Source organism: Rothia nasimurium (assembly GCF_004569295.1).
Taxonomy (GTDB): domain Bacteria; phylum Actinomycetota; class Actinomycetes; order Actinomycetales; family Micrococcaceae; genus Rothia; species Rothia nasimurium_B.
In genome coordinates, this window is record NZ_SPQC01000038.1 from 14,370 (window position 1) to 27,209 (window position 12,840).

Below are 12,840 nucleotides of genomic sequence, written 5' to 3' on the forward strand. Positions count from 1 at the left end.
CCTACAATCCAAGCTGCTTAAACCAGGCTGCCTCAACCAGGCTCAGGGCTTCTGCGGCGTCGGTAGCAGGGGCGAGGTCTGCAGAGAAAGCAGTGTCGCCCCAGAGCGCTCCGAGCATGGAGCCGACCAGAGCCCCGATTGAATCTGAATCGCCGGTGACAGCCACCGCAGTGCCCAGGGCCTTACTCACTGCCTGCTGCTGGCTCAGCTTCTCCGCAGCGACGTCCGCCTCTGCCCGCAGGGCTAGGAAGAGGGCGTAGCCGAGCACATCGGGGGCTACCAGGAGTTCGCCGAAGTGGGGGCGGGCGTCCGCCACCTGCGCCTCTTGCTGAGCCAGACGGACGGCGGTGCCCAGCGCCGTGCGGGTGAGCGCAGCATCGCCGGGTAGGGCCTGGCTTTGCTCCACCTTGCCCAGCCAGTTCAGCACCTGCTGGGCACAGGCTTCAAGCACACCGGGGCGGGGAGCCTGCCCCGTACCCTGGCTGGTGCTGCCCAGCAGATAGCGAATCATCAGGGCGTAGGCGCTTGCAGAGATGATGGCCTCGGGGTGTCCGTGGGTGAGGGCCGCGGCGTGGGCGGATAGCTTGATGACGGTAGCGTCATCGGCCACCGGCAGGTAACCGAAGGGGGCAGAGCGCATGAGTGCCCCGGTGCCCAGTGCCTGCGAATTGATGTTTTTAGAGATAAACTGCATTTCCCCCGTGGCAAGGGCTGCCAGGGTTGCCTTGCTCGGGCCCCGCTGCTGGCGCATCATCTGAAGCCCATCGAGCGGGCGGGGAAGAGAATAGGGGGCGGTTTCGGGTACCGGGTGGCCGGTGCCGGTGTACCAGCGCAGGTAGGCTAGCCAGATGCAGGCCAGCTCGTCGGCTGCCTGGCCCTCGTTGTTCCACTCCAGCACCTCGGTGAGTCCGTCGAGGGTTGCCAGGGTGAGCTGGGTGTCGTCTGAAACGAGCAGGGGTTCCCGGGCGATAGCCGCGATGAGGTTGGCTCCTGTACGCCCGCCCCAGTGCTTAGCAATCTGTTCTGCGGTGCTGGTCTTTAGGGGGTAGCCCAGGGCGTCCCCCAGGGCGGTACCCAGGAGGGAGCCGCGCAGGGCCGACCGGTAGGCGGGGGAGCGGGCATCGGGGGCAGGAAAAACAGAAGTCATGCTCCCTATTCTAAAGCGGGGTAAGAGCGGGACCACTAAACTGGTGGTATGCGTATCTTGCACACCTCAGACTGGCACCTGGGCCGAACCTTTCACGGTACCTCCCTGCACTCCTATGCCGAGCAGCTACTCGATGAGCTGGTGACCCTGGTTCAAGAACAGGGCATCAACGTGGTGCTGATTAGCGGGGATGTCTATGATCAGGCCCAGCCCCGCACCGAGACCGTGCAACTTTTTGACCGTACCCTGACCCGTCTGGTGCAGGCCGGGGCACAGGTGGTAGCAACGAGCGGTAACCACGACTCGGCTATTCGCCTGGGCTTTGGCTCTTCATTACTGAGTGCTGCGGGTGTGCACCTGGTGACCTCGCAAACCCAGGTGGGCCAACCCGTCCTGCTGTCCGCCGGGGGCGTTGAGGTGGCCTTTTACGGCATACCCTACCTAGAGCCGCGCCCGATTGCTGCCCGCTGGGGCACCGAGGCCAGCCACGCGAGCGTGCTGGCTGAAGCCATGAGGAGGGTAGAAGAGGACGCCGCCACCCGCCAGGTTGCCGCCACGGTGGTACTCGCCCACTGCTTTGCCACGGGTTCAGAACCCTCAGAGTCAGAACGTGATATCTCGGTGGGCGGGGTACAACAGGTGCCAGCGAGCACCTTTGCCGCTGCCAGCTACACAGCCCTGGGGCATCTGCACGGGCGGCAGAAGATCACCGATACCGTCAGGTACTCCGGCTCTCTCCTGGCCTATTCTTTCAGCGAGCAAAACCACCGTAAGGGGGCCTGGATCATCGACGTAGCCCCTGACGGAACTATCGAGGTGAACGAACATGCCTGGCAGACCCACCTGGTGCTCAAAACCCTCAAGGGCACCCTCAATGAGGTGCTTGCCGAAAGCACCGTGGAGGCTTACGGTCGGGCTTTTGTCAGTATTACCCTGACCGATGTTGAGCGCCCAGCCGCTGCCCTCGATAGGCTCAAAGCCCACTACAATCACGTCCAGGAACTTTTCTTCGCCCCCGAAGGCGCTGAGAACCGCCAAGAGCATAGCTACCGCCGCACCCGCGAGAGCCAGAGCGTTCAGGCTATCTGCGAGTCTTTCTACGAGCACGTCCGCGGTCGTGCCCTTAACGAGGCTGAAGCCACCTATTTCACCGACGTCCTAGACCAGGCCCGTACCAGGGGAGCGAGCGACTAAATGCGAATTCACCGACTAGAACTGACTGCCTACGGCCCTTTCCCGGGCACCGTCACCATCGACTTTGACGACCTCAACCGAGAGGGCATCTTCCTGCTCAACGGCCCTACCGGCTCGGGCAAGTCATCTATCCTCGATGCCATCTGCTATGCCCTCTACGGCTCTACCTCATCGGGGCGCACCGATTTGAAATCCCGGTTTGCTGACTCCCATGTGCAGCCCCGGGTGCTACTGGACTGCACCATCGGCACCGACCGCTACCGGATTGACCGTAGCCCGGCCTACGAGCGCCCCAAGAAACGCGGTGAGGGCATTACTACTGAGCAGGCCAAGACCCTGATCGAGAAGTTTGATGCCGCCACCGGCAGCTGGGAACCAGACCCGGCCATCACCCGCCACAAGGACGCCGGCGATTTCATGCTCTCTGTGCTGGGCCTCAACGCCCAACAGTTCAACCAGGTCATGCTGCTGCCCCAGGGGCAGTTCCAGCGTTTCCTGGTTGCTACCTCCGGGGAGCGGGAGCAGCTGCTCAAGCAGCTCTTTGGCACCGAGGACTTCGAGAAGGTGCAGGACCTGCTACACAGATACGCTAAGGACGCCGCCGCGGCAGCCGAGGCTGCCCAGCAGGACCTGCGGGTGCTAGAGCAGCGGGCAGAACGTGCCGAGCAGGCAGCCCGGGCCGACCAGGCCCGCCAAGCCCTGGGGCAAGAGGTAAACGAAAGCACCGAAAGCTCTTCCGCCCCTGAAGACTCCGCGCCAGCCCCTGTAGCGGATCTGCCCGACCACCTGCGCCAGCTACTTAGCCAGCTAGCAGATCTCACCGAGAGCCTAGAAGAGCGGCGGGATAAAACCGCCCACGACCTCGAAAGACTGGCAAACGAGCACACCGAAACCGCCCAGTTGCAGAAAGACTGGGCCACCTATCTCAATCTCACCCAGGAACAGGAAACCCTGGCACGTGAGGAGAGCCAGATAGCTGCCAGCCGTACCCGCCTCGAAGAACACAGGGTAGTTGCCGAGATTCTGCCTCGGGTAACAGCGGCTGAACAGGCAGCAACCGCCTATCAGCAGGCAGCAGACCGGGCAGAAACCCACCTGGGCAGCACCTGCAGGCTCCTGGCGTCCGCCCGGGAAAACCTCACCGAAACCGCCCTCGAATACGACCTGCTCACCCAAGCCCAGGCCGCACTCGAGACCACCCTCACCGACGATGCCAGCCAGCAGCTGAGCGAACTCACCAGCGCCCACATCGACCAGCTCACCCGCTACCAGCAGGCAGAAAAAGACATCGCCAACCTGGCTGCTCAGGCACAGGCCAGCACCAGTAACCTCAAGGGCCTGACCACCCGCCGCACCCAGCTCACCCAGGCCCTGGAAGAAGCCCAGCAGAGCCTCACCCAGCAGCGCCAGGACTACGAGAAAACCGAGCAGGCTACTGCCCGCGAAGAGGCTGCCCGCGCCCTGCAGGCCCAGGCCCGTGACCGGGTCACCGCCGCCGACCGCCTGACTCAGGCCCGCACCAACCTAGAAGCCGCCCAGCGGGCCTCCCAAGGGGCCGAAGAAAGCCGACGAAAGGCGTCCGCCCAGGCCGAAACCCTACAGCGCCAGCGCTTTGACGCCGCCGCCCAAATCCTGGCCGAAACGCTCACCGACGGCCAACCCTGTAGCGTCTGCGGCTCCACAGACCATCCCGCCCCCGCCAGCTACGACCAGAACACCCCACCTGTCACCGAAGAAGCCCTCACCCGCGCCAAGCACCAGCGCGACGCGGCAGAAGCAGAAGCCCAGCAGGCGCTCGCCGCCCTGAGCGCAGCCCAGAGCACCCTCGACCAGCTGGTAGAGCAGGGCACACCTGAGCCCGAAGAAGCTCGGGCAGCCCTGACCTCTGCCCAGGAGAGTCTCAGCCAGGCCCAGGCTCAGGTCGCCCACCGCAAGGCCCTCGCCCAGCGCATCGCCACCGCCGAAGAAACCCTCGACACCAGCCGGGCAGACCTGGCCGAAGCCGAACGCCAGCACACGAGCGAAGAAGCCAAACTGTACCAGCTCACCGGTCAGAGAGAAAGCCTTGAAGCCGAGCTGGCACCCCACCTCCAGGGCCCCGGCTTCGCCGACCGTATCGCCACCCTCAACCGGCTGACCAGGCAGCTGCCCACCCTGCTCGCCGCCTACGCCGACCAGGAGCGGCAGGCCCAAGCCCAGGCGTCCGCCCAGGAAGAACTGTACAGAGCCCTACAAGAAGCCCAGCTCAAGGACACCCAGCAGGTAAAAGCCCAGCTACTCACCAAGGCCCAGGCTAGCCAGCTAGAGCAGCAGATCACCACCCACCGCGACCGCACCCTGGCGGTCACAGCCCAGCTCACTAGCCCCGCTCTGGCAGTTATCGCCCAGCTCCAGGCGGACGGCGGTCAGCCACCTGCCCCCGAACAACTAGCCCAGCTCAAGGCAGCAATCGTCCAGCTCAGTGCCCAGCGCGATAGTTTCATTAGCCATGCCACCCGCCTGACCGGCGCCCGCGAGGAACTGCACGAGGTGCTGAGCCTGCTCGAAGCGACCCTAGAAAAGAGCCGCCTGCTACTGGAAGACGCCCACCTCAAACATGAACTCGCAGCGACCGCCACAGCGGCCCCCGGCAGCGATAACCGCCTGAACATGACGCTGACGTCCTACGTGCTGGCCTACCAGCTCGCCGAGGTCGCCGAGGCAGCCAGCGAGCACCTCGAAAAAATGACCCACGGCCGCTACCGCCTGGAACACACCGACCGGGCAGAGGGACGTAACAAGAAATCCGGCCTGGCCATCGATATCTTTGATGCCTGGCACAACGCCAGCCGCCGCCCCGAAAGCCTCTCGGGCGGCGAAACCTTCATGGCATCCCTGGCACTGGCACTGGGCCTTGCTGACGTTGTGCAGCAGGCTAACGGCGGTATCGACATCGATACCCTCTTCGTTGACGAAGGCTTTGGCTCTCTCGACGATGAGACCCTCGAAGAGGTCATGACCACCATCGACTCCCTGCGCGAGCGCGGACGGGTCATCGGTCTAATTTCGCATGTGGCTGAGATGAAGAACCGCATTAATAAGCACATCGTCCTTACAAGCTCGCCCCAGGGGTCCTCCCTGGTCGCAGATGCAGGAGCAGCGTGAGCCCCCACCGTAACCCCAAGAATCGCAGCTCTTCTCCCCGCACGGGGCTGGGCTACCGGCGTGACCGCCAGCGGCCCAGTAGCCCTGACCTGCGGAATAACCTGCGGGAGAGCGTCACTCGTCTGCGCATTTCAACCGAGTACGCCCGTACCCGTATTCGCGACCTGCTGCTGACCCACGGCTGGCGCTTCCTCTTCTTCTCCCTGCTCATGCGCCTGCCCGCAGCTATGGTGATGCTGGCGGTGATGATGATGCTGGCCGTGCAGAATAATGAGGCCACCCTCGGCGGGTACGCTGCCGGTACGGTGGGGTTGAGCGCGGCTCTCATGGTGCCGGTCTATCGGTCTATTTCTGAGCGCTGGGGCCAGCGAAGAATCTTCTTCGCTGTTACCGTGCTCAACATTCTGGCCCTGATGTGGCTGATGTTAGAGTCCCTACGCTTTGCTGAGACCAGTAGCGGGTCTATCGGCAGGTTCCTCGCAGCCTGCGCGGTGACAGGCGTGACCACCGTGCCGCTGGGGGCAATGATGCGAAGCTACTGGAGCGCCGAGTATCTCACCACCAAGGACCGCCGTAAGCTCAACGCGTCCATTTCGCTTGAAACCATGTTCGACGTCATCGCCCTGCCTGCCGGGGCCGTGATTGCCGGTATCACCACGGTCTTTTTGACGGCCCAGTCGGCCCTCTTTGCGGTGATTGTGCTCGATGTTCTGGGCCTGCTCATGCTGCTGTGGCGCCCGGAAAACCTGCCGGTTGAGACCCGGGACGTCAGCGGGGACAACCGCCGCAAGCCCCTGCGGGGTGTAAGCCGCTCCCTGCTCTGGATACCCCAGCTGGGCACCATCTGCTTGGGCCTATCCCTGGGCACTACCCAGGCAGCTATCGTGGCCTACGCCATTTCAACCGACCAGATAGGAGTCACCGGCTTCCTGATCGCCTTGCTCGGTCTGTGCGCGGTTATCTCTGCCCTGTTTGTGCTCTTTGAGCGCCTGCCCATGTTCGGGTGGGGGGCCTGGCTGGTGAGCGGGGTGTGCCTGACCCTCACCGCCATGACTCTATCTCTGCCCACCTCTGCTATGGGTATGGTGATTCCTCTGATCAGCGTGGGTCTTGCCTACGGTATTTGCCTGGTCACCATGGACTCGGTGGCCACCAGCCTCTCGGTGCGTAAGAACCTGGACCTGGCTCTTTCTGCCTTGCAGGCCTGTTCCCTGGGCGGTATCGCGGTGGGGTTCGTGTGGGCAGCCGATTTGAGTGGCTCCTACAGCTACCAGGTTGCCCTGATTATTCCTCTCATCGCCGCTGCGATGTACTTCTGCCTGGGGCATCTCTACGGGTTCTTGTGGCGTCGCACCTACGAGGAGCGCCTGGCCCTGCTGCCCTAGCGCGTCCTCTCATCACTCCAAACACAAGGGGCCCTACCGTCAGCTGACGGTAGGGCCCCTTGATATAGGTTAAGGGAGCGGACGCCCTCGCGGCTAGTGGCCGCGCTTGACCCAGTTTTCGAGTTCGGGGGCTTCTAGGCCGATGCCGGTGGAGTCCCCGTGGCCGGTGAGCACAGCGGTGGATTCGGGCAGGGTCAAGAGCTTGGCTGAGATTGACTCGATGATGGTCTCGAAGCTGGAGAAGGAGCGGCCGGTGGCGCCGGGCCCTCCGTTGAAGAGGGTGTCGCCCGAGAAGAGCACGCCCTCTGAGTTCTCCCAGGAGAGGGTGGGGGCGTAGAAGCAGACGGAGCCGGGGGAGTGGCCCGGGGTTGCTAGGACGTTCAGCTCAGTGGAGCCAATGGTAATGGTATCGCCCTCTGCCAGGTCTTGGTCGAAGTCCCAGGAGGGGTAGACCATCTCCCAGAGCGGACGGTCTGCCGGGTTGAGGTAGACCGGGGCGTCGAAGCGGTCGGCGGCTTCCTTGGCTGAGCGGATGTGGTCGTCGTGGGCGTGGGTCAGCAGGATTTTCTCAACGGTTCGCCCTGCAACCTTGGCTGAAATCTTATCGACGTCGTGAGCGGGGTCGATAATGACCACGGAAGTTTCGTTGCCGATAATCCAGACGTTGTTATCGACCTCCCAGGTGCCCCCGTCCAGGGAGAATGTGCCGGAGGTGACAACTTGTTCAATGCGTTCTGTCATGGTGATAACTCCTAGAGCTCAACGACCGAGCGAAGCACCTTACCGGTCTTCATAGTTTCGAAAGCCTCGTTGACCTGGTCCAGGCTGATGCGTTCTGAGACGAAGCCGTCCAGGTCGAGGTTGCCCAGCTGGTAGTGCTGCACGAACATAGGGAAGTCGCGGGAGGGAAGGGTATCGCCGTACCAGGCTGACTTGATGGAGCCGCCGCGCCCGAAGACCTCATCGAGGGGAGCCTGCCAGGTGGTGCCGGGGGCGGGCACGCCCACCAGGACGACGCGTCCGGCCAGGTCGCGGGCCTCAAAGGCCTGCTTGAATGTGGCTTCAACGCCCACAGCGTCAATGACCAGGTCGGCACCGAAGCCCTCGGTGAGCTCCTTGATAGCGGCTACCGGGTCCTGGTTCTTAGAGTTGATGACGTGGGTGGCACCGTGCTCCTTGGCCCGGGCCAGCTTCTCGTCGTCAATATCAACGGCGATGATGGTGGTTGCCCCGCCCAGTTTGGCGCCGGCAACAGCGGCGGTACCCACACCGCCACAGCCGATCACGGCAACTGACTCGCCGCGGGCTACCTCACCGGTGTTGAGAACAGCGCCCAGACCGGCGGTGACGCCACAGCCTAGCAGACCGATAGCGGCGTACTGGTCTTCGGTCAGCTCAGTATCGATCTTGGTGCACTGGCCGGCTGCCACCAGGGTCTTCTCGGCAAAGGAGCCGATACCCAGGGCGGGAGAGAGCTCGGTGCCATCTTCCAGGGTCATCTTCTGGGTAGCGTTGTGGGTTGCGAAGCAGTACTGGGGCTTGCCCTTCTTACAGGCCCGGCACTCGCCGCAGACAGCCCGCCAATTGAGAATGACCAGGTCGCCGGGGGCAACGTTGGTGACGCCCTCGCCTACCGCCTCGACGATGCCGGCTGACTCGTGGCCCAGCAGGTAGGGGTAGTCGTTGCCGACCCCGCCCTGGACATAGTGGTGGTCGGTCTGGCAGACACCGCAGGTGAGCACCTTCACCAGGGCCTCGCCCTTGATGGGGTTAGGCACATTGATGGTAACAACTTCAACGGGCTGATCCTTGGCCAGAGAGACGACGGCCTTGACCTTGTGCATGGGGCTCCTTCGATAGCGGGAGGGTAAAGAGGTTGGCAGGTAGCTACCTGCTGCTACCCTCTACGCTACCGTGTGGTCCGGCTCGCTGCCAGCTTGTGAGACCGCATGACGGGCCATGAAGTCAGCGGACGCCCGGCGGGCTTGCCCGCTGGTCAGGGCACTAATATGGTCGCGGCCCGCTAGCTTCAGATAGGCGGACGCCGGGTGCGGCAGGGCAGCAGCAAGGGCAGGGAGCCCGGTGGTTAGGGTATCGTGGCTGCCGGCAAAGAGGAGGGTGGGGCAGGCAGGTAGTTTGTTCGTTGTGAAAGGCTCAACCGGCTGGGCAGTAAAAGCGGCCAGCGCAGCGCGGGGCAGGGGGCTGGCGTCGAGGACGGCCTGGAGCCCCTCTGGTAAGCAGGCGCCGGGAGCGGGAGAAGATGCCCTTAGGTAGGACTGCACCTCATTGAGGTGGGCTGCTAGGGGCAGGCCTCCGAGCGTCAGGCTCTGCACCAAGTACGGGGAGCTGAGCGCTACCTGCCAGCAGATACGGGCGCCCAGGGAGTAGCCCAGCAGATGAACCGGTGTATTTACATCTGCCAGAGCCTGGCCAAGGGCCGTGCCCAGGGAGGCCACTAGCCCTTCTTGCTGCCAGGTGACGGCTATCTGCCCGCCAGACTTTCCTGCCCCTTCGAGCCCTGTTTCTTCGAGCCGGTGGTAGGGCAGGGTGACCAGATGGACGTCTGCCCCTGCCCGCTGCACCTGCCGCACCCAACCGGTCCGCTCCCAGGTCACCTCGGGGGTAGAGGCAAAACCGTGCACCGCCACCACCTGCTGGCCCTCAAGAAGCCGGGGCGGAGCATCCGCCCCGGCAGTAGGGGCACAGAAAGTCTCAATCGAAAGACAGGGCTCAGGCATAGCGTCTACTCGGAGTCCTTCTTCTCCTGCTTCTCGGCCATCTGCTGGAAATCAACACCGTTATGGGCCAGGCGAATCTTGCGGCCCTCTTCGATGAGGTTTTCCTTCTTCTCCTGCTGCTTGATCGCCATGGTGTCATCGCGAGGGGGCAGCTGAAGCTCGTCCTCGGCCTTGATGCCGGCCTGCAGCTCGCGGCCGCGCTGAATCTCAGCGTCAATCTGGGCACCAAGCAACAGCACATTGTTCATGATCCAGATGAACAGCAGCATCACGATAACGCCACCGATCAGGCCGTAGGTGGCATTGTAGGAGCCGAAGTTCGAGACGTAGAAGGTGAAGCCCAGGCCCGCAATAGTCATCACGACCAGGGCAATAGCGGCGCCGGGGGTGAGGAAGCGGAACTTGGGCTGCTTGACGTTGGGGGTGGCGAAGTAGAGCAGGCTAATGAGCACAACGGCCAGAACCAGCATGATGGGGTAGCGCAGCCACATCCATACGCCGATAAAGCCGCCGAGTTCGATAGCGGGCACGGCGTTCTGCAGGGTGGTCAGCACGTCTTCAGAGGAAAGCAGTACCAGCATCATGGCAACAACAATCAGTACCATGGCAGCGGTGACCAACAGGTTGAAGGGGCGCAGCTTCCAGACGGGGCGGCCTTCTACTACACCGTAGATCTTGTTCATGGAGCGGCCAAAGGCACCGATGTAGCCCGAGGCAGTCCAGAGGGCACCGACCACACCGGTCACCAGGGCCAGACCTGCGGCGTCTGAGCTGGTGAGCTGGGTGATGGGCTCTTCCAGAAGAGTCAGCATTTCAGCCGGGGCATAGTCCTGCAGGAAGTTGAGAATCGCGTTGGTGGTCTGCTGGCCCTGCCCAAAGACACCCAGCAGAGAGACCACGGCCAGTAGGCCGGGGAAGATAGAGAGCACCGTGAAGTAAGTCAGGGTGGCAGCCAGATCGGTGCAGCCGTCGTTGGTGAATTCGCTCAGGGCGCGCTTGAAGATGTACTTCCAGCTAGAGCCGCTCATATCTGAGAGCTTGGCGGGCTTGGGAGCCTCTTTGTGGGCGTCCTCTGTAACAGCCCGGCTAATGGTTTGTTCTTCGAGAGCCATAGTGTCGTCCTTTGGGCATGCGGTAATTTAATCAGTAAACATCTTATCAGTAGCATGATAAATCTTTGAGCTGGCTGAGCGCCTGCTTCTTGATAAAACAGCAGCTGCCCCGGCACATGGCGCCGGGGCAGCTATCAGAAAGGGTAGCCCACAGGGTGGTGGGCGGACGCCGGTGGGCTAGTTATCGATACCCAGCACCTTGGCGGTGTGGGCAAAGAGCTCATCAGCCAGGTCGTGGTTGTCGTTGAGATTGACGCCGTAGCCGGGTACCAGTTCCTTGATGCGGGGCTCCCACTGGTTCATCTTGGAGGGGAAGCAACGGGCCAGCAGGGTCAGCATGATGGGGGCGGCGGTTGAGGCGCCGGGGGAGGCACCGAGCAGGGCCGCGATGGAGCCGTCGCCCGATGCGATGAGCTCGGTGCCGAACTGCAGCACGCCGCCCTTCTTCGCGTCCTTCTTAATAACCTGCACGCGCTGACCGGCGGTGATGAGCTCCCACTCATCTGCTACCGCGGTGGGGTAGTACTCGCGCAGAGAAGCTACACGCTCGTCGCGGTTTTTGAGCAGCTCACCGATGAGGTACTTGGTGAGATCCAGGTTGTCCAGGCCTGCGCGAATCATGGGGACCAGGTTATCTGGACGCAGGGAGAGGGGCAGATCGAGCAGGGAGCCCTGCTTGAGGAAGTTGGTCTTAAAGCCAGCGTAGGGGCCAAAGAGCAGGGAGCGCTTGCCGTTCACGTAGCGGGTGTCGAGGTGGGGCACAGACATGGGCGGGGCACCCACCGAAGCCTGACCGTAGACCTTGGCATTGTGCTTGAGAGCGGTTTCTTCATTGGTATTGCGGAAGAAAAGGCCCGAGACGGGGAAGCCACCGAAACCCTTGCCCTCCTTAATACCTGACTTCTGCAGCAGGTTGAGGGCACCGCCACCGGCACCCAGGAAGACAAACTTGGCACGAATGGTCTGGCTGTGCTCGGAGTTGAGGCGGTTCTTAACCTTAACCAGCCAGCTGCCGTCGCTCTGCTGCTCGAGGTTGGTGACCTGCTGGCCGTACTGGACGGTGACGCCCTGCTCTACCAGGTAGTCCACCATCTGCTGGGTGAGGTTGCCGAAATCTACGTCGGTACCCTCGGGGGACCAGGTGGCAGCAATCTTCTGGTTGGGGTCGCGGCCCTCAACGGACAGGGGAGCCCACTGGCGAATCTGGTCAAAGTCGGTTGAGAACTTCATGCGCTCAAAGAGCTTCTGGTTCTCGAAGGCCTCAAAACGCTTGCCCAGGTAGCGCACGTGGTCTTCGCCGAAGACCAGGGACATGTGGGGTACGGGGTTGATGAAGCTGGCGTCCTTGATCTTGCCCTCTTCAACCAGAGATGCCCAGAGCTGGCGGGAGACCTGGAATTGCTCGTTAATACCCAGTGCCTTGGACTGGTCTACGGTGCCGTCGGGGCCTGCCGGGGCGTAGTTGAGTTCGCAGAGCGCTGAGTGGCCGGTACCAGCGTTGTTCCAGGGGTTAGATGACTCCTGGCCTACCTGGTCCAGACGCTCCAGCAGGGTGATATTCCAGGTGGGCTCTACTTCTTTGAGCAGGACGCCCAGGGTTGCGCTCATGATACCGCCGCCCACTAGGACGACATCGGTCTGTACTTCGTTTGCCACGTGATTGACACTCCGTCACTCTAAGATTGTGGTGCCCGACGCTGGACACCGGCTGGGGTGGAGCCGCTCGGCCCCGTTCTCTTCTTTAGAGTAGTACAGATAGAGCGACCTACCTAACACGCACAGTTCTTTGACGCACTTTTGTGGGTACCAGATAGAGGTTTAGTCGTCGATGTGCACGGTGGAGAAATCATCGATGCAGGTGGCGCTCACCGTGTAGGTGCGCACCCGCTGGCCCTGGGTGACGCCTGAGACCGGGTAGACCAGAGGAATTGCTGAGAGTAGGTTGGCTACCTGGTCGTTGATGTCCTTGTAGGCCTCGCGCCATTCGGCGATATCGGTGTGGGTATCGGCTTCGTCGATAGCCTGGCGGATGCTGGCGTAGCTGGCTGTGGCTTTAGTCGGTTCGCTGGCTGCTGCCGTGGAGGTGGGGGAGGGGCTGACGCTAGGGCTGGGGCTGGCTT

The 12,840-nt window shown here is 62.6% G+C and carries 9 protein-coding genes and 1 pseudogene; 3 read left to right on the forward strand and 7 right to left on the reverse strand.

Translation table 11 applies throughout. The annotated features are described in order from the left end of the window. Window position 1: 1 nt before the first annotated feature. Entirely contained in the window at window positions 2-1,147 is a 1,146-nt protein-coding gene (locus E4U03_RS09795; protein WP_135013403.1) for an ADP-ribosylglycohydrolase family protein, read from the reverse strand. 48 nt (window positions 1,148-1,195) lie between these two features. On the opposite strand from E4U03_RS09795, the gene E4U03_RS09800 reads away from it, so the two are divergent. From E4U03_RS09800 to E4U03_RS09810, 3 genes are read left to right on the forward strand one after another with little or no spacing between them, the layout of a single operon-like run. Beyond that, window positions 1,196-2,341 (forward strand): exonuclease SbcCD subunit D, encoded by a 1,146-nt coding sequence (locus tag E4U03_RS09800; RefSeq protein ID WP_135013405.1) that lies wholly within the window; start codon window positions 1,196-1,198, stop codon window positions 2,339-2,341. After that, a complete protein-coding gene (locus tag E4U03_RS09805) occupies window positions 2,342-5,485 on the forward strand; it encodes an AAA family ATPase (RefSeq protein ID WP_135013407.1) in 3,144 nt (1,047 codons plus the stop codon). It begins immediately after the preceding gene. Next, window positions 5,482-6,870 (forward strand): MFS transporter, encoded by a 1,389-nt coding sequence (locus E4U03_RS09810; RefSeq protein ID WP_135013409.1) that lies wholly within the window; start codon window positions 5,482-5,484, stop codon window positions 6,868-6,870. Before E4U03_RS09805 ends, E4U03_RS09810 begins: the two co-directional genes overlap by 4 nt. 93 nt (window positions 6,871-6,963) lie before the next feature. Here E4U03_RS09810 and E4U03_RS09815 read toward each other — a convergent pair whose 3' ends face one another. The 6 genes and pseudogenes from E4U03_RS09815 to E4U03_RS12905 form a co-directional block, all read right to left on the reverse strand. After that, window positions 6,964-7,611, reverse strand: coding sequence for an MBL fold metallo-hydrolase (locus E4U03_RS09815; RefSeq protein ID WP_135013411.1), 648 nt, complete (start codon window positions 7,609-7,611; stop codon window positions 6,964-6,966). 11 nt (window positions 7,612-7,622) lie between these two features. After that, window positions 7,623-8,714 (reverse strand): S-(hydroxymethyl)mycothiol dehydrogenase, encoded by a 1,092-nt coding sequence (locus tag E4U03_RS09820; protein ID WP_135013413.1) that lies wholly within the window; start codon window positions 8,712-8,714, stop codon window positions 7,623-7,625. A gap of 60 nt (window positions 8,715-8,774) precedes the next feature. Continuing rightward, a complete protein-coding gene (locus E4U03_RS09825) occupies window positions 8,775-9,608 on the reverse strand; it encodes an alpha/beta fold hydrolase (RefSeq protein ID WP_135013415.1) in 834 nt (277 codons plus the stop codon). A 5-nt stretch (window positions 9,609-9,613) separates the two neighbouring features. Then, window positions 9,614-10,720, reverse strand: coding sequence for a YihY/virulence factor BrkB family protein (locus tag E4U03_RS09830; RefSeq protein WP_135013417.1), 1,107 nt, complete (start codon window positions 10,718-10,720; stop codon window positions 9,614-9,616). Window positions 10,721-10,897: 177 nt separating this feature from the next. Then, window positions 10,898-12,376 (reverse strand): malate:quinone oxidoreductase, encoded by a 1,479-nt coding sequence (locus E4U03_RS09835; RefSeq protein ID WP_135013419.1) that lies wholly within the window; start codon window positions 12,374-12,376, stop codon window positions 10,898-10,900. Window positions 12,377-12,538: 162 nt separating this feature from the next. Continuing rightward, window positions 12,539-12,840 (reverse strand): annotated as a pseudogene (locus E4U03_RS12905) (hypothetical protein); the annotation flags it as partial.

Coding starts and splice junctions, on each gene's coding strand:
- E4U03_RS09830 (WP_135013417.1), bottom strand. CDS start 10,720: ATGGCTCTCGAAGAACAAACCATTAGCCGGGCTGTTACAGAGGACGCC.
- E4U03_RS09805 (WP_135013407.1), top strand. CDS start 2,342: ATGCGAATTCACCGACTAGAACTGACTGCCTACGGCCCTTTCCCGGGC.
- E4U03_RS09825 (WP_135013415.1), bottom strand. CDS start 9,608: ATGCCTGAGCCCTGTCTTTCGATTGAGACTTTCTGTGCCCCTACTGCC.
- E4U03_RS09795 (WP_135013403.1), bottom strand. CDS start 1,147: ATGACTTCTGTTTTTCCTGCCCCCGATGCCCGCTCCCCCGCCTACCGG.
- E4U03_RS09820 (WP_135013413.1), bottom strand. CDS start 8,714: ATGCACAAGGTCAAGGCCGTCGTCTCTCTGGCCAAGGATCAGCCCGTT.
- E4U03_RS09800 (WP_135013405.1), top strand. CDS start 1,196: ATGCGTATCTTGCACACCTCAGACTGGCACCTGGGCCGAACCTTTCAC.
- E4U03_RS09815 (WP_135013411.1), bottom strand. CDS start 7,611: ATGACAGAACGCATTGAACAAGTTGTCACCTCCGGCACATTCTCCCTG.